The following is a 23613-nucleotide window of genomic DNA, read 5'->3' as shown; positions in this document are numbered from 1 at the left end:
GTCAGTCGTAGACCTTCATTGGCGTGAACCGCTTCAGCTCGCTGAGTTTGTAGCCGGTGTACTGGCCCATCAGCAGGATCAGCCCGAGGATCACCAGGTGCAGCTCCGGGAAGTTGAACGTGAGGTGGCCGGCAAGAGGCGCGCTCATGAGCAGATAGGCGCAGATGGCGACAAACAGGCTGCCCGTTCCCTGAACAACGACCTCGCGGGCACCTTCCTCTTCCCAGAGGATGGACATACGCTCAATGGTCCACGCGATGATGACCATCGGGAAAAACGTCACTGTCATGCCAGTGTTGAATCCCATCTGGTAACCGATGATGCTCAGCCCGGCGGTGATAAAGATCACCAGAATAATCAGTGCAGATATCCGGGAAACCAGCAGCAGGTTGAGGCTGGACAGGTAGCCCCGCATTGACAGACCAATAGCTACCACCGACAGGAATGCAATCAGGCCCGGAATCAGGGTGGTCTGGACGAAGGCTACGGCAATCAGCACGGGCATGAAGGTGCCAGACGTGCGAATACCGATCACGATACGCATAAAGGCCACCATGAGTGCGCCCAATGGTAGCAGTAGGAGCATCCGGAACATGCTCTGCTCCTCAATAGGCAGCTCGTAAAAGCTCAGAAATCCCAGACCATTGGATGCCGACTGCATGGTGGCCAGTTGCAGGGCCGGGACGGTTTGCCGAAGCATGGAGAAGCTGACTTCCGAGTTCTCTCCGCCAACCACATCAAGCAGCGAGGCCGAACCCTGGCGCCATAGCAGCAGGTTCTCGGGCACGCCCTGTTCGGCCGTTTTCGGATTGAACGTAAGCCATTGCCTGCCGTTGTAAATCTGTAGGTAGGGCATCAGCTGTTGCCGGCGGCGGGCGTCTTCAAGGCGGAGTCCGTCGGCGATTCTCGCGGCAATGCCGGCGTGGTTCAGCATGTCGATCAGCAGGTCGAGATAGTTTTCTTCAGCGATCAGCAGTGTGGTGTTCTGTGTACGGGTGTCGGGCTGCATTAGGCGAATCAGCTCCCGGGTCATACTCTCCGGAGTGCTGGAGCGGGCTTTGGCCTGATCCAGTATTTCCTGGACGGCGGTAGCCTCAGGTTCTTCCCAGAATACTCGTCGGGTCGTCGGCTCCCGGGTGGGTATATCGGGCTGCGCTGTGGGGTTCGGTACGAACTGTGCTTTGAAATACAGCGTTTGTGGTCCGGAGGCTTCGCGCTTGCTCCACTCCGCTCGGCGACTGCCCGCGCTGTTGATGATCGAGAAACCATAGCCGGGTGATGCGGCCTGTTCAGTCAGAATCTGGAAACCGGGAGGTTGTTGCGGGATGTTGAGGCTCGCTAACACTGGGCTGTTACTCGCATCAAAATCAATTCGCGCCTCAACCATCCAGACCGGGCGTTGTTCGCCGGTAAGCCAGGGGATGCCGAGCTCTATATGCCGCCACACGGCAAGCGAAATGCCAGCGGCGATCAGCAGACAGACTGCGACGTAAAACGGCAGGCGAGAGCGGGCGGTCACGATTCGCTCCCGTTGCTGTTCCGGATGGACTCGGGTAACTCCGTTGCGTATTCCTTGCCAACGTCGATCAGCATGACGTCGCGCAGGATGTTCCGTCCAATAAGAACTTCATAGGTCAGATTCGTTCGGTCCGCGAGGGTGAACTCTGCAACCTGCTGATGGTCTCCAATAAAAAACTGCAGTTCGACCACTACCCTGCGTTCCGCTTCCTCTGAACTGGCCTGGATAACCCGGACCCGGCGGGACACTTCTTTTTCGAGGGTCACGAATTCATCGTTGCCAGGCACCGGAACATCAAATCGAACCCAGTTGCTGCCGTCGCGTTCAAAGCGTGTGATATTGCGGGCGTCAATGGAGGAAGTTTCAGCACCACTGTCGATCCGGGCCTTGTAGATCAGCCCTGGCCCAGCGAGATAGAAGTTCTCTACTTCACCCACGATAACTTTTCCCTTGAGGCGGTCTGCGCGGCCTTTCGACATGTCTGTCGCCGGGCACGCCGTTTGCGTCGGTATGGGAGGGCATTCGGGTTTTTCCACCTGGGTGGCGATGGCATTCAGTATGGTGTCGGTAGTCGCGCGGTTCTGTTCAATCACTTGCTGGTGCCGAACGGAAGCGTTGTTCTCCATGGTAACCAGGGTTGCGCGCTGACTTTTTACCGACGCTCCGAGCTCATTCAGATCCGTCTTGGGAACCATAAAATAACGGTCTGCGGAGCATCCTGTCAGCAGGATGACACCTGCAATCAGGGTAACGGGAAGCTTGTGCAGACCAGCCCGAAAACGTTTAAAACCCATGAAGAACTCCCGAGCCGGCAGCCTGTCACACCCGGAATCAGGAAGTTGTGACGGTCTGTGCATGTAAATCCAAGTCAATTCGGAGCGGAAGTATACAGCATCCAACCTGTGTGGTTGATTTACAGATGGTTAAGGGGAGTAGTGTTTACCGCGACAGGAAATGCCCTTCACCCAAAACTGTCTCCGATCGGAGATACTCCTGAATGACTGGTGAACAATTCAGATAGAAAAGCAGCAGCTCCCTTTGCACGTCCTGGTCCTGAATCCGTGCGGCAAAACTGATCAGTTCCCGAATCCCCTCGTCGCTATCATTCCGGCTTGAGGGCATTCCGAAACTCTTGCCATATCGGGATTTCAGAACGTTGGTCAGGCGCTCGAGGTGAAACTCACCGGTGTGAGTGATGTGAGGAAGGATGCGGAACTCGTCCCTGTTGGCAGCGGGGCCGTTGCCGAAAAAACTCCCGCAGCTCTCTTGCGTGGAGCAGTCTGTTTGAAGAAATTCCGCCCCCAGTTTTCGCCACAGCTCTTTCAGCATGATCGGTTATCCGTTTCTGATCGGATTCCAGCCCGCTATGCGATTAATAAAAGGTAATAACCGCAAGGACAAGGAACATTTTAACGTTTTAAACGATATTACGATGGGCGTCCAGAGATGGATCCCAGCGCTTTGCAATATTGCTAAACAGTCGTGGTCCTCGTTTTGGTGCTGTCACTCCGAGTGACGGCGTGCCGGGCAAAAGGTTCCCTTCCTGAGGTAGACTATCTTGCAGTTTCGATAACAGCGATCGTTCGATTGATCAATGATTTACAAAGGGGAGTGCTGTGCAGTGCCTGAAGCCATCACGGAATTGATGTTATCCCGGCCTGATCTGGTGTCCGGGTTGATGGTTGTATTTTTTGTTTCAGCAATTGTGCTGGCAGGCCTGCTGGCTAGATCCGCAGCTGAAAAGCGGGGGTTAACTCGGGACACCAGCGAACTGGAGGCGGTCAAAGCTGTTCTTGAGAAGCAATTGAATGAGGCCGAACACGAGCAGGCCATGGGCGCTCAGCGGGCCCAACAGCTTGAATCTGCCGTGACTGAACAGCGAGATAAGAATGCCCGTATCGAGCGCGATATCGAGCAGTGGCGGCAAAGGGCTGCGGGCCTTGAGAACCGGGTGGCGGCACTGGAATCAGACCTGGAAGGGCGAAAGCAGAGAATCCGACAGCTGGAAGAGGAACGTCAGAGTCTGCAGGGAAAAGCGGAGGACCTTGGCCGGCAATTGGGGGAGGCTCGTGTTTCGCTGCGAGAGCAGGAAGTAACACTCGACAAGGAGCGGCGGTCCACCACCGAGAAACTGGAACTGCTGGAACGTAACCGCGACGCCTTAAAACAGGAGTTCGAGAATCTCGCCAACAAGATTTTCGAGCAGAAAAGCGAACGGTTCAGCCAGCAAACCCGCACCAGTCTCGATACCCTTCTGAACCCGTTCCGTGACCAGCTACAGGACTTCCGAAAGCGGGTTGAAGACGTTTATACCAGCGAAACCCGGGATCGCCAGGCCCTGCGTAGTGAGATTAAATCACTTCAGGATCTGAACCGCCAGATCACCGAAGAGGCCTCCAACCTGACTCGGGCACTGAAGGGCGACAAGAAAATTCAGGGCAACTGGGGCGAGTTGATCCTGGAGCGGGTACTGGAAAAGTCCGGTTTGAGAAAAGGTGTTGAATACGATACCCAGGGCAGCTACCGGGATGGAGACAACCAGCTGTACCGGCCAGATGTTGTTGTTCATCTGCCGGACAGCCGGAACCTGATCGTTGATTCCAAGGTCTCCTTGCTGGCCTACCAGAGGTGGGTGACCGAGGAAGAGGATTCCGAGGCAAGAGACGACGCCCTCAAACAACACGTTGACGCGGTAAGGACCCATATCCGAACCCTCAGCGAAAAGGATTACAGTCAGCTCCATGGACTGCATTCGCCGGATTTCGTGTTGCTGTTCATGCCTATTGAACCGGCGTTTGTGGCAGCATTTCAGCAGGACGAGAACCTTTTCGCAGAAGCCTTTGAGCGAAAGATTATTGTGGTAACACCCACCACGTTGCTGGCAACACTGAGAACCATTGAAAACATCTGGCGGTACGAGCGCCAGAGCCAGAACGCGAGGCTCATTGCCGAGCGGGCCGGCGCGGTGTATGACAAACTACGGGTGTTCGTGGAAGCAATGGAGCGTCTGGGCAGCCAGCTGCACACCGCCCAGGGAACCTATGATTCGGCCATGAATAACCTGACCCGGGGCCGTGGTAATCTGATCTCCCAGGCGAATCGCTTTGTTGAGCTTGGCGTTCGGGTTAAAAAGGAATTGCCGAAAGCGATCATGGACCAGGCTGAAGTGGACGATGGCGAGGAATCCGACATCGCTGACGACAATGATCTGTCTGATACTGAACAGCAGACGATTGGTGCAGACAACCAGCAGGAGTAAATGTCATGGCAGTATCGTTTGGAACAGGTCGCCGGTTGGCGCGTGGAGCCGTCCTTGCATCCGTGCTTCTGGGCGGGCAGGCGCTGGCGCTGGCGCCAGAGCACGAAACCCGCAGGCTCATGCTGGCAACGGAAGAGGCTGTGGTGGCGGAGAAATGGGGTGAGGCCGGTGAGTACCTGAACCGGTTGCAACAACTCAAAGGGGAAAAACCGCTTGATTACCACTTTTACCGTGGCCGGGTGATGCTGCAATCATCCCATCTCAATGAGGCTCAGTCAGCCCTGGAGACTTACGTTACCCGCGCAGGTGCCGAGGGTACCCATTATCAGGAGTCCCTGAAGCTGATTACCGATATTGAAAAGGCGAGAAAGGAAAGTGCCCTTGCACCTCAGGGCACCGGCGAGCGGGAGAGGGTTGCAGTAATTGAGCCGGCGGGAGACGGCCGGGTGGCATCCCTGCGCAAGCTCTACCTTGCGGATTCGGACCGGGAGGCACTCACTCTGCACATCAACAGCCTGCTGGAGCTTGCGGGCTGGCGACGTGATCAGACGGTGGTCAGACTTGACCGGCCAGCCGACGTGGAATACCGCCTGGGCACCCAGGGCAGCGAAATCCAGATTCAGGAAATCAGGCGTGGTGAGGACGGGCGAGTTATGCGAAGCACCGAGCCGATGTCGGTTTTTGGCATTAATCCGAGAGTGGAATGGCGCTGTGAAACAGCGATCTCAACCTGTTGGGTCTATGATCCCAGGGATGGCTCCCGGCTGTTCCAACTTGCCTTGAACCGGGATCAGGCTCAGGAGATTGCGGATACGTTGGGGCACCTCATCCGTACCGTTCAGGCGCCTTCGGACTCCTGATTCAGCTCGAAAGGTTTCCGCGCTCACCCTCCCGGTAGGCGCCCGGTGTTACCCCGGTCCACTTCTTGAAGGCCCGGTGGAAGGTTGAGGGCTCGGTAAATCCGACCTTGGCCGCGATGTCGTTAATGGGCAGCTCCTGCCGGCTCAGGTAGTAGATCGCCATGTCCCGGCGCAACAGATCCTTGATCTCCTGGAACGAGGTGTTTTCCTGCTTCAGCCGGCGCCGGAGTGTTTGCGGGCTGGTGTGCAGCTCTGCAGCGATCCATTCAAAGTCCGGCAGCGGTTTCGAGAAATCCCGTCCGATAAGCGCCCGAATTCGTCCCGTAAACGTGTTGCTCTCATCCGGGCGAGACAACAGATCCGCCGGAGAGGTTTTCAGGAACTGCCGCATTTCCGGCTTGTCCCGGATTACCGGAGCCGACAGGAAGCGCTTGTCGAAGGTGAGGGCGGTTTTGTCAGACTCGAAGGCCAGTGGGCAATGAAAAATATGCCGGTACTCGTCGCCATGCGCCGGCCGGGGATAATCAAACTCGGCTTTCTCCAGCTCAATCGGTTGCCCGATCAGCCAGCTGCCCAGCCGGTGCCAGATCACCAGAATGCTCTCCCGCAGGAAAAAACAGGGATCGTGGATTTCACCCTCAATCCGGGTAACCAACTGCGCCTTGTTTTCCCCGATTTCCAGCTCCATCGCTACCATGGGCTCAAACAGGCGTGAGAACTGGAATGCCTGACGGTACACCGATTCCAGATTCGGGCAGTCCATGACCAGCGCGCACATGGTTGCAAACGTTCCGGTCCTGGCCCGTCTGGGTCCAAACCCCATGAATTCGTCGCCCATCCTGTTCCAGAGCACCTGCATCAGATGGCTGAACTGATCGCTGCTTACCCTGGCCATCTCAATACGCAGGAGATCCGGAGAAATGCCAGCTTCCAGGAGCATTTCGCGGGTATCAAAACCAAGCGTCTCGGCCCCCACCAGAGCGGCCTGAACAAAGTGCCTTGAAACCGTCAGATCGGACATCGTACTCGCCATTCCATGAAAACGAGACCCATCATAAAACCCCCGTGGAACAATGCAACCGAAGCCGGATCAACAGGATGGAAGAAACGGCCAACTGGAATGACCGAAGCAGTAGTTGGCCTCACCTGCAAAACCGGGCAGCATGGTGGGGATAACAACGAGTAGTGGAACCACTCTCACAACAAAAGGAGATCACCATGGCCGGTCCACTGACCTCATTGAAAGTTCTGGACTTCAGCACCTTGTTGCCGGGCCCCTATGCCACCATGTTGCTGGCGGATATGGGCGCTGAGGTGTTGCGTATCGAGGCACCGGACAGGGTGGACCTGACCCGGGTGATGCCTCCCCACGATGCCGGCGTGAGTACCGCCCACGGCTTTCTGAGTCGTGGCAAGAAGTCACTGGCGCTCAACCTCAAGGAAGAGGGCAGCGCAGACAAGGTGCTGGAGCTGGTGAAACACTTTGACATCGTGATCGAGCAGTTCCGGCCAGGCGTTATGGACCGCCTTGGCATCGGGTACGAAGCCCTCAAGGCCGTCAACCCGAGTCTCATCTACTGCTCCATTACCGGCTATGGCCAGACCGGCCCTTACAAGGACCGCGCGGGCCATGACATTAATTATCTTTCCCTGGCCGGCGTCAGCAGCCACTGTGGCCGCGCGGACAGCGGTCCGCCCCCGATGGGAATACAGATTGCCGATGTCGCCGGCGGCTCCCACCACGCTGTGATGGGTGTCCTGGCGGCGGTGATACACCGACAGCAAACCGGAGAAGGGCAGTTTGTGGATATCAGCATGACCGATGCCGCCTTTGCCCTGAACGGCATGTCCGGCGCCGCCTGCCTCGCTGGTGGGCAGGAGCAGAAACCTGAGAGTTCTTTACTCAACGGTGGCTCCTTCTATGACTACTACCAGACCAGTGACGGTCGCTGGCTGTCGATCGGCAGCCTGGAACCCCAGTTCTCCGCCCGCCTGTGCGACACCCTTGGAATAGCTGACATGAAAAGCTACGCCCAGAGCCAGAAGCCTGAACATCAGCAACAGCTCAAAGCTGCTGTGAAAGAAAAGATTGCTGCGAAAACCCTGGCCGAGTGGCAGCAGATTTTTGCCGATCAGGATGCTTGCGTGGAGCCGGTTCTGACGATCTCCGAGGCTGCGGAGCACCCGCAGCTGCAGGCAAGGGAAATGGTGATTGGAGTGGACCGGGGTGACGGTACCAAACAGAGGCAGATCGGGTTTCCGATCAAGTTCGAGAAAACGCCGTCTGAGACGTCCCGAATCGGGAAAATGCTTGGGGCTGATAACGGACAGTATCTTTGATGCGGATTGCGTGAAAACTGCGCCGTTTTTCTGGTCTAACGCGAGGGCTCTGCTAGCTTTATTAGTATCACCTGTAACGGTGAATCTGTAGACAACCAGCATCAAGGATGACGCCATGAAAATCAGGAATATATGTGACCGCCCCGGCGCCCGCTGGGCCTTCGGTCTTGCTATGCTGCTTACCGGGAGTACGGTGCTGGCGGCGGGTTTCCAGGCCAAGCTTTTTCCGGTAGACGGAAAGCTTGAGGCCAACATACGCCGTACTACCGGTGGGGTTCCCCACATTACAGCCGATAACCTGAAATCTGCGGCCTTCGGTCATGGCTATGCCCAAGCGCAGGATAATGTTTGCCTGTTGGCCGAAGCGATTGTAAAGGCAAGAAGTGAGCGTGCCAGGTATTTTGGCCCGGGGCCTGGCACTGAAATTGGAGTAGGGCTGAACATCATCAATGATTTCAGCTACAAGGCTCAGGAAATATACAGTGGCGCCGAGCGGGAGTACCGCTCCCTCAGTAACGAAAGCCGCGCTTTAACCCAGGGTTTTGCGGAGGGCTACAATCGATACGTGAGAGAAACAGCGCCTGGCGACCTTCCGGCGGAATGCCGTGATCAACCCTGGGTAACCGAGATCACTCCCGTGGACCTGCTTGCGTACTATCGGGTGGTTGGTCAATACGCCAGCGGAGGGCAATTTGCGACGGGGGCGGTCTTTCTTGCGGTTCCCCCGGGCGTGAGTCCCGCGCCCAGGGTTGCCCACTCCGTCACGGATTCCGGGGCTGTTGAAAAGCTGAGGGACCAGGTGGTGGCAACAGCCCAGGCCGGCGCCGGGTCGATTGAGAACTTCACTGATACCGGGCTCGCCAGCAATGCCTGGGGCATCGGCAAGGCCATGACGGAACAGGGGAGAGGCGCGCTCCTGGCCAACCCGCATTTTCCCTACACTGGTCCCCGGCGGTTGTATGAGGTCCAGATGACGGTTCGCGGCTACCTGAATGTCCATGGGGCCGGCCTTCTCGGCACCGCCGTGCCATTGATCAGCTTCAACAGAAACCTGGCCTGGTCCCATACGGTTTCCACCAGTCGTCGCTTCACCTGGTATGAGCTCGTATTGAATGCTGGAGACAACCTGACTTATGTGAAAGACGGCGTGGAAAAACCCATACGTACGGAGACCTATCAGATCGAAGTGGATATGGGGATGACCGAGCCCGTTGTTCTCGAACGGAAGTTCTATTTTTCCGAGTACGGTCCCATGATCGCGGCCAATGCTGTAAACAGCAATCTACCGGGTTGGGGTGACAACGGTGCGCTGAACCCGGAGAGCCCGGTAGCGATCACCTACAGGGATGCCAATGCCAGCACGGGTGGCCTTCTGGATACCTGGCTGCAGATGAGCCGGGCCAGGAATCTCAACCAGTTCCAAAAAGTGTTCCGGAATTGCGGCTCCACTCTCTGGACGAACACAACCTACGCAGACGACAAGGGTAACGCCTTCTATATCGACAGCAGCTCGGTACCTAACCTGTCTGAGCAGGCGATTGACCTCGTGAACCTCCGCAGGGCCAACAGCCCGTTTTACGCTGCGCTGTTTGATCAAGGTGTTACTTTGTTGGATGGCGGTACGTCGACCGAAGACTGGGAGGAAACCGAATGCGGATCGCTTGTCCCCTATGACCAGAAACCCATGCTGGTTCGTTCGGATTGGGTCCAGAATTCGAACAGCAGTTACTGGTCGACCAACCCCTCAGAGTTCCTGGCCGGATTCTCCCCTCTGTTCGGCGACGAAAAAGCACCCATCAACCCCCGAACCCGGTTGGGTATCAAGATGCTCCAGAACCCGATGGAGGCAGGCTTCCCCGGTGCCCCTTTACCTGCCGGCCAGGATGGAAAGTTCAGTGCTGAAGAGCTGCTTGGCGTTATCTGGAACAACCGAGCCTGGTACGCGGAGCAGTTCCTTCCGGAGCTATTGAACCGGTGTGCCATGATTGGCTTCACAACCGTGAATGGCATCGATCTGTCCCCTTGGTGCCAGGCTTTGGATGGCTGGGATGGGCTATACAACCGCGACAGCGTCGGCGCTCATATTTTCCGGGTCTTCATGGCACACTACATAAACAGGCTGGATACAGACCTGACAACGGCTTTCAGCGCGGATGATCCTGTGGGCACGCCCGCCGATCCGTCCGAGGAGGGCGCGGGTACGCCGAGCGATACGATGCTGCAGGCTCTTGCCAGTGGGGTGAGCGCTCTGCAGTCACAGGGAATTGCGCCCAACGAGCCGCTGGGCGACCTTCAATACTACCGGGCGTCCGGTGGGGTAGAGCCCGGAAGTGGCGGAATGCCGGTCTTCCAGACCCAGCCCATCCCTTGGCATGGGGGTGATGGCAATATCGACGGTGCCTTCAACGCAGTCGGGGTCGCTACCACCGTATTTGCCGAGGATACCCGATTCCCGAGGATTACGCCGGAGGTGATTGATAACACCGCCGGGCTGTCTGATGGCTCCGGGGGTATCAACGGGTGGCTTATGGCCCGAGGGACCAGTTGGCATTTCGGGCTGGAGTTTACCAACCACGGCCCGGAAGCCTACGGCTTGGTCAGGTACTCCCAGTCAACCGATGCAATGTCTCCCTATTTCAGTGACCAGAGCGTGCAGTACTCCAATAAGGAATACCGTCAGATTCTGTTCTCGGAATCTGAAATCGAGGCCCATCTGTTACCCCAGGGTGAGACGGTGATTTCGCAGTAGTTTGCAGAGCATGAGTAGGTGACGTTCCCACAGAAACTGAAGCCCATGTTCAGGCAGGCGCGGGATTCACTCGTGGACGAACGCGGAGCCGCTCATCTTCCAGCGCTCTTTCCAGGGGCTTGATATTTTGCTCGGGTGTCTCCTGGGGTCGGCTCATTGTCGAGCTCCTCGATAAGCGCCAGTCTAATTCACCGTGTTTTCGGAGCAACATGAGCTCCGTATTACTGCCCTGAATTCCCAAAATTCTTGGGCTTGCTTACAGGTAAATTCGCCGTTTTCAGCTTGATCGACATCGGTCAATTTAGAATTCAGGTTTTAATCTCCCTGAGTGCGCTTTTTGCTGATGCGAGTAACATTGTCTATCTGCTCATTACCCAGATGACAACGTATTTCAGGACGGGACACCGCAATAAAAAACCCCGGAGTTCCGGGGTTTTCGGGGTAAGGGGCAATCCCTCTTTAATAATTTAAGACACAATCTTTGTTAGTTCTCGGTTGGGTCTCCGTCCACAACTACCGGTGCTGCGCCAGCGAAACCAATACTGGCGCCATTTGAACCAAAGAAGCTCACAATATTGGTTGCCATGTCAGCGAACACAGCCTCGCCAATGGCTGAAGCTGGCTTGATGATGGTGGTATGAGTGCCTGTGTTAAAGCGAACCGCCACGTTGCCGCTAACCGGTCCATTGGTACTGACAGCTGTTGTATTCAAAAGGTCAAGCAGTGGTTCAGTGCCGGATAGTGGTGCGGGATTGGCTTCACCCAGAGGTGCTGTGTAAGCCCCGGCAAAAAGAGTGTCTGCGGCGACAGGAATGGTTTGATCCTGAGTCGCACGGGACGAACCATCCCCATATATCTCGTTGGCATAGACGGGGGTTGCCCCTTCTGCCAAAGCCTCCGCGAAGTTGATGGAATCCGAGGAGTCCACGGCAGCCTGTGCCACGCTCAGGTAAATCTCAAACGCGGACGAACCCTGTGTGACACCATTTTCCGCAAGTCCACCAATAACAACTGGGCCGATATTTGGGGAGTTCTCAAGCAGCCGAGCAATACCGCCGCCAGAGGTCACCAGCGCTGCTGCGTTGATGGGGTTCAGTTCGCTGTTGGTGTCGTTGGCTACTGCCTTGTTGTTGGTTGCCACAAACGTGGTGCCTACAATGCCGCCAAGTGAGTGACCCACAAAGTACACTTGGGATGGGTTGAGATCAGGCGTGCCGTCAGCATCAAAGTCAATGTCGGCGATGGACGCATTCAGGTTCATCAGATCAACCACTGCCTGGCGGGCCGCATCGCGCGGCAAGGGCAGAACGCTAAGATTCAGGTAGTTTGCACCTGAGGTACCGTTGGCGTTTTCTCCATAGTTGATCGAGACGACGTCACCCTCTGCGTTTGTTGCGTAGCCAAAGTGACGTTCCTGCAAATCGGCGAACGTCGGGATCGCTTTGAAGGGAGGCTCGTTATCCGGCGTAGTCGCATCATAGTCCACGCTAAGTGGAAGTAGCGGGTTAGCCGAACCGTCGCTAGGCAGCAAGGGTGCGACACCATGCAGGGGCAGGTCAATTGCAAGCGTTGCGTAACCGGCCGCTGCCAGCTGGTTGCCCAGGACCAAGGAATGTCCACGCTCACCAAAGATGCCGTGCTGGTAGATCACAACAGGCAATCCACTTGCGCCAGTCGATCCCGCGCTGCCAGCTCCTGCCGGCGTTTGCAGAAGCACCGGTGCCTGAACGGCAGTGCCGCCGGTTTCCCCGCCAGGGAACGGGTAGCGGTAGGTTACCTTGTCGGTTGGCGGTGTCGTGCCGGCCTCATTGCCCTGGGCAGTGTCAATTGCCCCGCCGATTACTTCGTTGGCCTGCCAGGCTGTAGTCAGAGCAGCTGGCGCATCGGCTTCTGACTCAGGAACCTGAAGATAGTAGGGCAACTCAATTTGCCCCAAGTGGATGTCGGCTGCATTGGGAAGACCGAACGCAGCTGCTGGTTGGGGTGAACTACCGAGCCCCGTGGCAGTGTAGAACGCGGTGTTGCGATCTGTCGGTTGTGGCAGAGCGGATACCAAAGCGCCCTCAGTTCCCCCGGCAACCTGGGCAAAGGTGAGGCCATCACCGCAAGAGAAGCCACCGACATCTGCATCGTTGATCTCTTCGTTCTCAATTTTTTCATTTGCCCCTGCCACAGCACTTTGGGCTACCGCTTTTTTGGAGTTACTCGGTAACTGGGCGAAGGTTGTGATGCTCGAGTCATACGCTGAACTGGCCGGGTCAAGCTCCGGAATATAGGCGGGGCTGCTTGAGTCTGTCACGGTGCCGATAAGCGCTGCGTTCAAACACTGATTTTCTGCCGCTACTTCGTTGCTAGGAAAACCTCCGCCGACTTCCACGGCTGAGAGCGTCAGTTGTCCAGTTACGAGCTTATAGATGGCGTCTTGTTTTGCCTCGGTCCGAAGTCCTTTCTCAAAGAAGGAAGCTGGGTTGGCAATGCTGTCCAGCACGGCGGAGGTGCCGCCGGTCGTGGCGGTATAGGCCAGTGCGATGTTGCTACGATCAATCGCAGGCAGACCGTTTGCCTGGCGGACCTGGTTGGTTGCGGCATTGAAGTATGCTTCAGCCAGAGATTGCCAGCCCAGCGCGGCATCCCGTACTGGGGCCAAAGCGCTGGCATTACCCAGAACTGCATCCTGATCGGCTACGGACTCGAAAAGCGGGTCTTTGATGATTTTGTCATCGTTAAGGTCGGTGATGCTGTCGGTGACCACGACCAGATAACGAGTTTGTGGTTTCAGCGGTTTCAGCGGGGTAATTCGCAAATAATTTGCCGTACCACCGTCGAGATTAATCACCTCTGCGCGGAAGTCCACAGGGTTGGCGCCAGTTGCGATAGCCGGAACTGGTATTTCCACACTCTTTGTTTGAGGCAAGCCGGTAGACCGGTTAATGCGGGCTTCGCTTTCGACAGCCGTCAGTTCATCACTGCTGATGCCATCTTCGTAGTCTGATGGAGCCAAACCACCCTTAACGAAGAGACTGGTTGAACTCAGAGCGTCACCACCCGGGTAGGCCAGTTCGAGCAAGAACACGTTCTGTCCGGGGTTAGGAACATTGGGAGCGACAAACTGAGTGTCCTTGACGCTTCCTTCCTTGATGGAGCCTTCGAAAGGCAGGTCAATAGGGGCCACCGTTGAGATGCCGTCCAGGAAGCCGAGAGCATACTCCACGGCGTTGGGGTTGGCGCTGGCGGCATCGATAAAGGTTCCGTCGGCCTTCGTAGGGGGGGCCGTGTTAAGGCTGGCTTGCTGGAACAGCAAATCGTTGGGCAGCGGCAGAGCCGTACCTGTGTCGATAAACTGATCAGCGATGATCGGGTTGAACCTTGGATACGACTTGCCATCAATGGCTGGGTTACTAATCTTATAATCCGGATTAGCATTCGCCCCCGTCTCGCCACTATCAAAGCAGCCTGTAAGCCCTAGGGAAGACGCCACGGCAAGACTTATTAGAGTTTTCTTGAACATGGGTGGAACCTTTTCCTGTTGTTGTGTCGTTATGTTCGGCAGCTGACGGGGCCGGTCTGATCCGGTAAGCCCGTTGTCAGTGGCCTGTTCTGCTTAAACTGTTGTCTGAAATTGTAGCCAGCGCTGTAAGCCAATTTCTGTATCTATGACTATAGCGGCAGTATGGCAAGTGTTGATCAGCCAAAAGTGTGATTCTGGTAGTTTGAAACCTCCCCGCACGGTTGGAGATTGGCATTTGTGAAAAATAGTTGGCGGTTACCAGTTTGTCGAGCCCGCAGGGCCGGTAACTTCCCTGTTTTTGCTCAAAAGCTTTCGCCATCTGTCGGGTCCCTCGCCAAACCGATTTTCTGGTAAACTCTCGCCTCCCGATTTTTTGATAACACGACATAACGATACCAAGCTGATGAGGCGCCTATGACCACCGTAATCCGCCAGGACGACCTGATTGAAAGTGTAGCGGACGCGCTGCAGTTCATTTCCTACTATCACCCCAAGGATTTCATTGACGCGGTTCATGAAGCCTACCAGCGGGAAGAGAGCGAGGCGGCCAAGGATGCCATGGCCCAGATTCTGATCAATTCACGGATGTGTGCCCAGGGTCACCGGCCGCTGTGCCAGGACACCGGTATTGTTACCGTATTCGTGAACATCGGCATGAACGTGCAGTGGGATTGTGAACTGCCGCTGGATGAAGTGATCAACGAAGGCGTGCGCCGGGCGTACACGAATCCGGATAACGTGCTACGGGCTTCGATCCTGGCGGATCCGGATGGCAAACGCCAGAACACCGGTGACAACACGCCGGCCATTATCCATTACAAGATGGTGCCGGGCGATAAGGTCGAGGTGCATGTGGCCGCCAAGGGCGGCGGTTCCGAGGCAAAATCCAAGTTCGCCATGCTGAATCCCTCGGATTCCGTTGTCGACTGGGTGCTGAAGATGGTGCCGCAAATGGGCGCCGGCTGGTGTCCGCCCGGCATGCTCGGTATTGGTATCGGTGGTACCGCGGAGAAAGCCATGGAAATGGCCAAAGAATCACTGCTGGACCCGATCGATATTCACGATCTGCAAGAGCGTGGTGCCTCCAACCGCGCAGAAGAGCTGCGCCTGGAGCTGTTCGAAAAGGTGAATGAGCTGGGTATCGGCGCCCAGGGCCTCGGCGGCCTGACCACGGTTCTGGATGTGAAGGTCAAGGATTACCCGACTCACGCCGCCAACAAACCCGTGGCCATCATTCCGAACTGCGCTGCCACTCGGCATGCCCATTTCACCCTGGATGGCACCGGCCCCTCCCTGCAGACCCCGCCGAGCCTGGAAGACTGGCCGGAAATTACCTGGGAAGTGGGTGAGAACGTTCGCCGCGTGAATCTGGATACGGTTACTCCGGAGGATGTAAAAGAGTGGCAGCCAGGTGAAACCGTTCTGCTGTCCGGCAAGATGCTGACCGGCCGTGACGCGGCCCACAAGAAGATGGTGGACATGATCGAGAAAGGTGAGGAACTGCCGGTCGATCTGAAGGGGCGTTTCATTTACTACGTGGGCCCTGTGGATCCGGTGCGAGAAGAAGTGGTTGGCCCCGCAGGTCCGACGACTGCAACCCGCATGGACAAGTTTACCCACACCATGCTGGAGAAGACCGGCCTCACCGGCATGATCGGTAAAGCCGAGCGCGGCCAGGTGGCCATTGATGCCATCAAGGAATTTGGCGCGGTCTACCTGATGGCCGTGGGCGGCTCCGCTTACCTGGTTTCCAAGGCGATCAAGCACGCCGAAGTGGTTGCCTTCCCGGAACTGGGCATGGAAGCCATTTACGAGTTTGAGGTGGAAGATATGCCAGTCACGGTAGCCGTGGATTCTCGCGGTTCTTCAGTGCATCAGACCGGTCCGGCTGAATGGCACGATAAGATTATTGCCGCCAAGGCGGTTTGATGAGCTAGCCACGGACACGTCACGGACGAAAAGATCAGGAACACAGGCCTTTTTCTTTTTTGTCCGTGAGTGTCCGTGGCCAAGCGTCATTTCAAGAGGAGCAGCTGATATTCAGATGCTTGCCCCAGTCCGGCGGTAATGCAGCGTAAGCCTCGTTTTCCGGCTGCTCATCGAACGGTCGTTCCAGTACCTTGAGCAGTGCCTTCATCGGCTCATAATCCCCGTTCTGAGCTTCCAGGATAACCTGCTGGGCCAGATAGTTTCTCAGCACATACTTCGGGTTCACCCCGCGCATGGCATACTCCCGCTCATCGTGGGCACGGGTCTCGCCCATCAGCCGCTCTTCATGGCGTTCCAGCCACTGGTCCGCCACACTGCGATCCACGAACAGATCCCTGACCGGCCCATGGCCGTTGGCATAGAGGTTCGACAACGCCCGGAAAAACGCGGTGTAGTCCACATGGTGCTCATGCAGCATGCTGAAGGTGTCCATGATCAGGCCCAGGTCTCCCTCATCTTCGATTGCCAGGCCCAGCTTGTCGCGCATGTTTTGCAGGAACCGTTCATTGTAGGCGGTTTCATAGCGGCGCAGGCCCCGGCGCACATCATCTTCATCCATGATCGGGAGCAGGGCGCGAGCCAGGTACTGGCAATTATCAAAGCCCACCTGCGGCTGGCGGTTGTAGGCGTATCGGCCGGCCTGGTCGGTGTGATTGGAGATGTAGCCGGCATCGAAATCGTCCAGGAACGCATAGGGGCCATAATCGAAGGTGTCTCCGATGATCGACATATTGTCGCTGTTCATTACGCCATGGCAGAAGCCGACGGCCTGCCAGTCTGCAATCATCCGGGCTGTGCGTTCTACCACTTCCTCAAACCAGCGGGTGTAGCGCTCGTCATCCGGCAGGCCGATCAAATGGGGAAAGTGCAGTGAGATCACGTGCTCCAGCAGGGTTTTGACCGTTTCTGGCCCTTCATGATGGGCGGCAAACTCGAAATGGCCGAAACGGATATGGCTCTGCGCCACCCTAACCAGCGCTGCTGCGGTTTCGATGGATTCCCGGCGAACCGGGTCTTTTGCGCTGATCATAAACAGGGCCCGGGTGGTGGAAATGCCCAGGCCATGCATGGCCTCACTGCACAGGTATTCGCGGATGGTGGAACGCAGAACGGCCCGTCCATCGCCAAAGCGGGAATAGGGTGTCGTGCCGGCGCCTTTCAGGTGCCAGTCCCATCGGCGGCCGTCCGGCCCGTTGGTTTCCCACAGCAATAGGCCGCGGCCGTCGCCCAGCTCCGGATTGTAAACGCCGAACTGGTGGCCGGTGTATTTCATCGCCACCGGGTCCATGCCCTCAAGCAACTCGGTGCCCGCGCCCACGCCGGTCCAGTCGGATTCAGACCTGGCATGGAAGCCCATCTGCTCAGCGAGCTGATGATTGAAGCACACCATCTTTGCACCGCTTAGGGGCGAGGGCTGGACTCTTGTGTAAAAGCTGTCCGGGAGCTCCAGGTAGCGATGCTCTACGCGAAAACCGTTGCTACTCATAAAATGCCTATACTCCCATTGGTATGAATTCTGCTGACCTGTTTCATAAACCATCTGTGCAAACCGGGAAAACCAACGTGTCTGACCGATCACTCGAACAAACCATTAAGGCCCTGATTCAACAGGAAGGCCTGCCTGAAACCTACGCCCGAACCGTGGAACAGACCATCTTGCCGCTGGTGGATCACATCCTGGCTCTCCATGATGCGGAAAAGCGTCCGGTTGTGGTGGGTCTCCACGGCGCCCAGGGCACCGGCAAGTCTACGCTGACCCTGTTTCTGCGGGAGATTCTGGTCCGGCATCGGAGCTGCCCCACCGCAAGCTTTTCCCTGGATGACATCTACCTTACCAGAGCAGAGCGCCAAGGCCTTGCCGAACGGGTTCACCCCCTGTTCAAAACCCGTGGGGTGCCCGGCACCCACGATGTTTCTCTTGGGCAAAGAATACTGGCCCAGCTTCGCTCCGCGGGGCCCGATGACAGCACCCCGATCCCTTCATTTGACAAGTCCCGGGACGATCGGGTTCCACCTGATGCCTGGCCTGTGTTTTCCGGCCGGGCTGAGGTGATCCTGGTTGAAGGGTGGTGTCTGGATGCAAGGCCCGAGGATGCGGAGGCGCTGAGATCTCCGATCAATCGGCTGGAGGCGGACGAAGATCCCCACGGAACCTGGCGAACCTATGTCAATGAGCAGTTGAAAGGTGAGTACCGCAATTTTTTCGGCCAGATCGACTGCCTGGTGATGCTTAAAGCCCCCTCCATGAAGTGTGTTCTGGAATGGCGCAGTCTTCAGGAGAAGAAGCTGGCCCGGAAAACCCGGAGTGCACCAGAAGAGGGCGAGGTCGGCACTGGCGCACAAGGTTTGCGCATAATGAATGATGACGAAGTCGGCCGGTTCGTCATGCACTACGAGCGTGTTACCCGGGCCTGTCTTGCTGAAATGCCGGGCAGGGCTGATGTTCTGATCAATGTGGCCGAGGACCACTCCCTTGGCCTTCCCCAGTTCCGTGCAGATTAACGGAGATCCTCCATGCCCAGACCCCACCTGCTCATTTTTTCCGATCTCGATGGCACCCTGCTGGATCACGATGATTATCGCTGGCAGCCCGCCGGCCCCGCGTTGGCAAAGCTTCGTGCGGCGGGGATTCCCCTGGTGCTCAATTCCAGCAAAACCCTGCCGGAAATCCGGGCGTTGCGGGCGGAGCTGGGCAATACCGACCCCTTTATTGTCGAAAACGGTGCAGCGATCATTATTCCTCCTCATACCTTCGGCAACACCGATGAGGAAGTGGTGAATTTTGGTGCAACCAGGGACCAGGTGCTCGAAGTGCTTGGGGCCCAACGGCAGGCGGGTGCGCGGTTTCGGGGCTTCGATGACATGACTGCCGAAGAGCTGGCCGCTGAAACCGGCCTTGATCGAGCTGCGGCAGAGCGGGCAAAACAGCGTTTAGGCACCGAACCTCTGATCTGGCAGGGCTCCGAGGAGGCACTGGCCGAATTTGAAGCGGCCCTGGCAGATGAAGGTCTCCGGCTAGTGCCGGGAGGGCGCTTCCTCCACGCCATGGGCATTTTCGATAAAGCCGAAGGGGCCCGTTTCTTGCTGGGCAAATACAGGGAGCGTTATGGCGCGCATCCGTTGGTGGCCATTGCCCTCGGTGACAGCCCCAACGATCAGCGAATGCTCGAATCAGCGGATATACCGGTGGTGATCCGGGGCGTAAAAAGCGAAGAGGTCAGGTTACCTTCGGCAAAGCACGCCATGCGCTCCCTCAAGCCCGGCCCCGAAGGCTGGAATGAGTGTGTGCTCAATCTCCTGTTTGAGTACGGTTACTGACCTGATTGAGTCAGGATTTAAAAAGGAGAGCCGCCATGGGCGACTTTTACCAGAATGGCATTATCACCACCCTCCATAACCTGGTTCGGCGCCCGGTGGAGGACCTCGAAGCGGAGTTGATGAGCTTCCGCAAGGCCCGCCCCATGTCCCTGGTGCTGCCGTCGCTCTATTCCGAACTGGAAGGCCCGGCCCTGAAGAACATCGTGCATGAGCTTGGCAAGGTGCCCTATCTGGATCAGGTCGTAATCGGGCTGGACCGGGCTAACGAAGCGCAATACCGCCACGCCCTCGAGTACTTCTCGGAGTTGCCCCAGAACTTCAAGGTGCTGTGGAACGACGGCCCCCGATTGCGGGCCATTGATCTCCAGCTCCGGGAGCAGAACCTGGCGCCGACTGAAATGGGCAAGGGCCGGAATGTCTGGTATTGCTTTGGGTATGTGCTGGCATCCGGGGTGAGCAAGTCCGTTGCGCTGCACGATTGCGATATTCTGACCTATTCCAGGGATCTGGTGGCGCGGCTGATTTATCCCGTGGCGAATCCGGGTTTCAACTACATGTTCTGCAAGGGCTATTACGCCCGGGTGGCGGACGGAAAAATGAACGGCCGGGTCAGCCGACTGCTGGTGACACCACTGATACGGGCCCTGAAAAAGGTGTGCGGGCCCAACGATTTTCTGGATTACCTGGACAGCTACCGCTACCCACTGGCCGGTGAATTCTCGTTCCGTACTGATGTAATCGACGATCTGCGCATCCCCAGCGACTGGGGGCTGGAGATTGGGGTGCTTTCCGAGATGAAGCGCAACTACGCCACCAACCGCCTGTGCCAGGTAGACATCGCCGATGTCTACGATCACAAACACCAGGAACTGTCCCCGGCGGACGCCAGCAAGGGGCTCTCGAAGATGAGCGTGGACATCGCCAAGGCGCTGTTTCGCAAACTGGCCACCAACGGTGAGATCTTCTCCAACGAGAAGTTCCGGACCCTCAAGGCCACATATTTCCGGATAGCCCTGGACTTTGTCGAGACCTACCAGAACGATGCCATCATTAATGGCCTGACCTTCGACCGGCACAAGGAAGAGAAGGCGGTGGAGCTGTTTGCCCAGAACGTAATGCGGGCCGGTGCCTACTTTCTCGACAATCCCATGGACACGCCTTTCATTCCCAGCTGGAACCGGGTGACGAGCGCCATTCCGGATATCAAGGAACAGTTGCTGGAGGCGGTCGAGCTGGATAATGAGGAATTCCGGCCATGAACCAGCCCCTGAAAGCCAAACTGGTAGCCATGCTGGAGGTGGTCTACCCGGAACTGGATTGTGACTTCCTGTCGGAACAGCTGCTGACTACCATGGGGTTGCCGCCCAATCAGGAGCCGCCTCCGGCCCATCAGAATAACTGGGATGAGTCGGATATAGTGTTGATCACCTACGCCGACACGGTGCAGCAGCCGGAAGAAAAGCCTCTGGTGACCCTGCATCGGTTCCTCGGTGACTGCCTTGCCGACAGCATCTCATCCGTTCACATACTGCCGTTTTTTCCCTACAGCTCAGACGATGGTTTCTCGGTGATGGACTACCTGGCCGTCAACGAATCCCACGGCAGTTGGGAAGATATCGAACGGATCGCCCGGGATTACAAGCTCATGGCGGATCTGGTCATCAACCACATGTCGGCCCGCAGTCGCTGGTTCGAGAACTTTCGAAAACGCGTGGAGCCGGGCAAGGACTATTTCTTTGAGGGCAATCCCCGGGATGATCTAAGCGCCGTCGTTCGCCCCCGTACTTCACCGCTGCTGAATCCGGTGCAGACGGACGATGGGGAGCGCTACGTCTGGTGCACCTTCAGTGAGGATCAGGTGGATCTGAACTTTGCAAACCCGGAGGTGCTGATCGAGTTCGTGGGTATCATCCGGCAATATCTGGAGCGGGGCATCATCCTGTTTCGACTGGATGCGGTCGCCTTTCTCTGGAAAGAGCCGGGCACCCCCTGCATTCATTTGCAGCAAACCCATGAGCTGATCAAGATAATGCGTTTGCTGATTGAGCATCACAGCCCGGACGCAGTGATCATCACCGAGACCAATGTGCCCAACCGGGAAAACCTGACCTACTTCGGCAACGCCAACGAAGCCCACGTAATCTACAATTTTTCCCTGCCACCGCTGCTGATCAACACCCTGGTGACCGGAGACTGCAAACACCTGAAGACCTGGCTGATGAGCATGCCACCGGCGCAATTGGGCACCACCTACCTGAATTTCATTGCCTCCCACGACGGCATTGGCATGCGCCCGACCGACGGTCTGCTGACTGACGAGGAAAAGCAGCGCCTGATTAATACCATGGATTCCTTTGGAGGCAAGGTGTCCTACCGCCGCACGGCCGATGGCCGGGACCAGCCCTACGAAATCAACATCGCCCTGTACGATGCCCTGCAGGGCACGGCGGAATCCGGCACGGACCACTGGCAGCTGCAGCGCTTTATCTGCGCCCACACGGTTATGCTGGCGCTGGAGGGGATTCCTGCTTTCTACATCCACAGCCTGCTGGCCTCCAGGAATGATCTGGAGAGAGTGGAGCACACCGGCCGCTTGCGTTCCATCAACCGCAGCCAATGGCAGCTGGACGATCTGGAGCACAAACTTGAAGACCCACTAAGCCATCACAGCAAGGCCTTCCACAAGCTGAAACGATTGATCGCCATTCGCCGCAAACAGCCGGCGTTCCATCCCAACGCCACCCAGTTCACCCTGCATCTGGGCCTCCAGCTATTCGGTTTCTGGCGCCAGAGCATGCGGCGGGACCAGTCCATCTTCTGCATCCACAACATCAGCGATGACGTTCAGCTGGTGGCTCTGAGCGACATCAACCTGATAGGCACCGATCACTGGCAGGACCTGATCTCGGGCATGAAGATTGATGACCTGTCTGGGTCGATCACCCTCAAGCCCTATCAGAGCGTCTGGTTAGCCAACCGGGAAGTTACCGTCTGATTATCTGACGACGTCATTTGTGCAATGCTCGAAAAACATAGGGTATCCTGTGCCCATATGCGCAAGGCCGAGACGTCAGACATGAACAAAGCTATCAAGGTAACCGCGGGCAACCTGAGCTGGGCGCCCTGGGAAGGGCCGGGTGAGCCGCCGGCGGACCAGGTTGAAATCGAAGTCGTCTGGACAGCGATCAACCGGGCGGACCTTATGCAGCGGGCCGGTGTTTATCCGCCACCGCCGGGTGCCTCGGATATCCTGGGCCTGGAAGTAAGTGGCCGGATTGCCTCGGTTGGCCCCGGTGTTACTCGGTTCCAGCCCGGGGATGAAGTGTGTGCCCTGCTGACCGGTGGTGGCTACGCCACACGGGTAGTCGTGCCAGAGGTTCAGGTGCTGCCGGTGCCCAAAGGCTTTTCCCTGGAGAAGGCTGCAGCAATTCCCGAGGTTTTTGCCACGGCCTGGCTGAACCTCTACCGCGAGGCCGCGCTGAAGCCCGGTGAACGGGTACTTCTGCACGCGGGCGGCAGCGGTCTGGGCACCGCTGTTATCCAGCTGGCCACGGCGTTTGGCAACCCGGTGTTTGCGACCGCCGGCGATGCCGCCAAGCTGGAGATCTGCCGCAACCTCGGAGCCAGTGGTGTCTGGAACCGTAAAGAGGGTTCCTTCATTGATGCGGTTAAAAACTGGGGCGGCGTGGATATGGTGCTGGATCCGGTCGGAGGCAGTTATATTGCGGACGACCAGAAGGTCCTGAACGTGGACGGTCGAATTGTGCTGATCGGACTGATGGGTGGCCGAATGGCCGAGGTGGACCTGGGCATCATGCTGGTCAAGCGCCAGCGACTGATCGGCTCCACGCTTCGCTCCCGCACCGTCGAGGATAAGGGCGAGGTGATGCAGGCCCTGCACAGGCATGTATGGCCACTGCTCAGTGCCGGCCAGATCGAACCGTTGATTGATAGCACCTGGCCGATCGAGCAGGTGGAGGAAGCGATGGCCTACGTCGCTGAGAACAAGAACACCGGAAAGGTGCTTCTGAAAATCTCAGACTGATACCCTAGGCCTTCGCCTCTCTTCGG

16 protein-coding genes are annotated in these 23613 nt (G+C 57.2%); 10 read left to right on the top strand and 6 right to left on the bottom strand.

Going from position 1 to position 23613, the window contains the following annotated elements; all coding sequences use genetic code 11:
- Position 1: 1 nt before the first annotated feature.
- The 3 genes from CLH62_RS15025 to CLH62_RS15015 form a co-directional block, all read right to left on the bottom strand.
- Complete coding sequence (locus CLH62_RS15025) at positions 2-1519, bottom strand: inactive transglutaminase family protein (RefSeq protein ID WP_099619011.1); 1518 nt, start codon at positions 1517-1519, stop codon at positions 2-4.
- Positions 1516-2313 carry an ATP-dependent zinc protease family protein gene (locus CLH62_RS15020; RefSeq protein WP_099619010.1) on the bottom strand — a complete coding sequence of 266 codons (798 nt, stop codon included), beginning with the start codon at positions 2311-2313 and terminating at the stop codon, positions 1516-1518. The genes CLH62_RS15025 and CLH62_RS15020 overlap by 4 nt, the downstream gene beginning before the upstream one ends.
- Before the next feature lie 145 nt (positions 2314-2458).
- Positions 2459-2848: a hypothetical protein gene (locus tag CLH62_RS15015; RefSeq protein ID WP_099619009.1), complete on the bottom strand. Its 390-nt coding sequence runs from the start codon at positions 2846-2848 to the stop codon at positions 2459-2461.
- 265 nt (positions 2849-3113) lie between these two features.
- On the opposite strand from CLH62_RS15015, the gene rmuC reads away from it, so the two are divergent.
- A complete protein-coding gene (gene rmuC, locus CLH62_RS15010; protein WP_407657786.1) occupies positions 3114-4778 on the top strand; it encodes a DNA recombination protein RmuC in 1665 nt (554 codons plus the stop codon).
- A gap of 5 nt (positions 4779-4783) precedes the next feature.
- A complete protein-coding gene (locus CLH62_RS15005) occupies positions 4784-5638 on the top strand; it encodes a hypothetical protein (RefSeq protein WP_099619008.1) in 855 nt (284 codons plus the stop codon).
- A 1-nt stretch (position 5639) separates the two neighbouring features.
- Here CLH62_RS15005 and CLH62_RS15000 read toward each other — a convergent pair whose 3' ends face one another.
- Positions 5640-6659: an AraC family transcriptional regulator gene (locus CLH62_RS15000; RefSeq protein ID WP_099619007.1), complete on the bottom strand. Its 1020-nt coding sequence runs from the start codon at positions 6657-6659 to the stop codon at positions 5640-5642.
- Positions 6660-6856: 197 nt separating this feature from the next.
- Here CLH62_RS15000 and CLH62_RS14995 point away from each other — a divergent pair, with 197 nt between their 5' ends.
- Positions 6857-7978 (top strand): CaiB/BaiF CoA transferase family protein, encoded by a 1122-nt coding sequence (locus tag CLH62_RS14995; protein ID WP_099619006.1) that lies wholly within the window; start codon positions 6857-6859, stop codon positions 7976-7978.
- Between the two features lie 115 nt (positions 7979-8093).
- Entirely contained in the window at positions 8094-10727 is a 2634-nt protein-coding gene (locus tag CLH62_RS14990) for a penicillin acylase family protein (RefSeq protein WP_099619005.1), read from the top strand.
- Between the two features lie 484 nt (positions 10728-11211).
- Here CLH62_RS14990 and CLH62_RS21155 read toward each other — a convergent pair whose 3' ends face one another.
- Positions 11212-14235 carry a hypothetical protein gene (locus CLH62_RS21155; RefSeq protein ID WP_099619004.1) on the bottom strand — a complete coding sequence of 1008 codons (3024 nt, stop codon included), beginning with the start codon at positions 14233-14235 and terminating at the stop codon, positions 11212-11214.
- A gap of 414 nt (positions 14236-14649) precedes the next feature.
- Here CLH62_RS21155 and CLH62_RS14980 point away from each other — a divergent pair, with 414 nt between their 5' ends.
- Positions 14650-16164 carry a fumarate hydratase gene (locus tag CLH62_RS14980; RefSeq protein ID WP_099619003.1) on the top strand — a complete coding sequence of 505 codons (1515 nt, stop codon included), beginning with the start codon at positions 14650-14652 and terminating at the stop codon, positions 16162-16164.
- Between the two features lie 91 nt (positions 16165-16255).
- Here the strand turns inward: CLH62_RS14980 and CLH62_RS14975 are convergent, their stop codons facing one another.
- On the bottom strand, positions 16256-17710 hold the full coding sequence (locus CLH62_RS14975; protein WP_099619486.1) for a protein adenylyltransferase SelO: 1455 nt from the start codon (positions 17708-17710) through the stop codon (positions 16256-16258).
- 77 nt (positions 17711-17787) lie between these two features.
- Here CLH62_RS14975 and CLH62_RS14970 point away from each other — a divergent pair, with 77 nt between their 5' ends.
- The 5 genes from CLH62_RS14970 (at position 17788) to CLH62_RS14950 (ending at position 23587) form a co-directional block, all read left to right on the top strand.
- Positions 17788-18726 (top strand): hypothetical protein, encoded by a 939-nt coding sequence (locus tag CLH62_RS14970; protein ID WP_099619002.1) that lies wholly within the window; start codon positions 17788-17790, stop codon positions 18724-18726.
- Positions 18727-18738: 12 nt separating this feature from the next.
- Positions 18739-19542: an HAD-IIB family hydrolase gene (locus CLH62_RS14965; RefSeq protein WP_099619001.1), complete on the top strand. Its 804-nt coding sequence runs from the start codon at positions 18739-18741 to the stop codon at positions 19540-19542.
- A gap of 35 nt (positions 19543-19577) precedes the next feature.
- Complete coding sequence (locus tag CLH62_RS14960) at positions 19578-20801, top strand: glycosyltransferase family protein (protein ID WP_099619000.1); 1224 nt, start codon at positions 19578-19580, stop codon at positions 20799-20801.
- Positions 20798-22537, top strand: a complete 1740-nt coding sequence (locus tag CLH62_RS14955) for a sugar phosphorylase (RefSeq protein ID WP_099618999.1) — start codon at positions 20798-20800, stop codon at positions 22535-22537. Before CLH62_RS14960 ends, CLH62_RS14955 begins: the two co-directional genes overlap by 4 nt.
- An 81-nt stretch (positions 22538-22618) precedes the next feature.
- The gene (locus tag CLH62_RS14950) at positions 22619-23587 is read left to right on the top strand and encodes an NAD(P)H-quinone oxidoreductase (protein ID WP_099619485.1); all 969 of its coding nucleotides are present in this window, start codon (positions 22619-22621) and stop codon (positions 23585-23587) included.
- Positions 23588-23613: the final 26 nt, after the last annotated feature.

The organism is Marinobacter guineae (assembly GCF_002744735.1).
Classification (GTDB): Bacteria; Pseudomonadota; Gammaproteobacteria; order Pseudomonadales; family Oleiphilaceae; genus Marinobacter; species Marinobacter guineae.
The sequence above is the reverse complement of the archived record's forward strand: the minus strand, read 5'-3'. Positions and strand labels throughout refer to the sequence as shown.

Coding starts and splice junctions, on each gene's coding strand:
- CLH62_RS14995 (WP_099619006.1), top strand. CDS start 6,857: ATGGCCGGTCCACTGACCTCATTGAAAGTTCTGGACTTCAGCACCTTG.
- CLH62_RS21155 (WP_099619004.1), bottom strand. CDS start 14,235: ATGTTCAAGAAAACTCTAATAAGTCTTGCCGTGGCGTCTTCCCTAGGG.
- CLH62_RS15005 (WP_099619008.1), top strand. CDS start 4,784: ATGGCAGTATCGTTTGGAACAGGTCGCCGGTTGGCGCGTGGAGCCGTC.
- CLH62_RS15000 (WP_099619007.1), bottom strand. CDS start 6,659: ATGTCCGATCTGACGGTTTCAAGGCACTTTGTTCAGGCCGCTCTGGTG.
- CLH62_RS15015 (WP_099619009.1), bottom strand. CDS start 2,848: ATGCTGAAAGAGCTGTGGCGAAAACTGGGGGCGGAATTTCTTCAAACA.
- CLH62_RS14975 (WP_099619486.1), bottom strand. CDS start 17,710: ATGAGTAGCAACGGTTTTCGCGTAGAGCATCGCTACCTGGAGCTCCCG.
- CLH62_RS14980 (WP_099619003.1), top strand. CDS start 14,650: ATGACCACCGTAATCCGCCAGGACGACCTGATTGAAAGTGTAGCGGAC.
- CLH62_RS14965 (WP_099619001.1), top strand. CDS start 18,739: ATGCCCAGACCCCACCTGCTCATTTTTTCCGATCTCGATGGCACCCTG.
- CLH62_RS14955 (WP_099618999.1), top strand. CDS start 20,798: ATGAACCAGCCCCTGAAAGCCAAACTGGTAGCCATGCTGGAGGTGGTC.
- CLH62_RS14950 (WP_099619485.1), top strand. CDS start 22,619: ATGAACAAAGCTATCAAGGTAACCGCGGGCAACCTGAGCTGGGCGCCC.
- CLH62_RS14960 (WP_099619000.1), top strand. CDS start 19,578: ATGGGCGACTTTTACCAGAATGGCATTATCACCACCCTCCATAACCTG.
- rmuC (WP_407657786.1), top strand. CDS start 3,114: ATGATTTACAAAGGGGAGTGCTGTGCAGTGCCTGAAGCCATCACGGAA.
- CLH62_RS15020 (WP_099619010.1), bottom strand. CDS start 2,313: ATGGGTTTTAAACGTTTTCGGGCTGGTCTGCACAAGCTTCCCGTTACC.
- CLH62_RS14990 (WP_099619005.1), top strand. CDS start 8,094: ATGAAAATCAGGAATATATGTGACCGCCCCGGCGCCCGCTGGGCCTTC.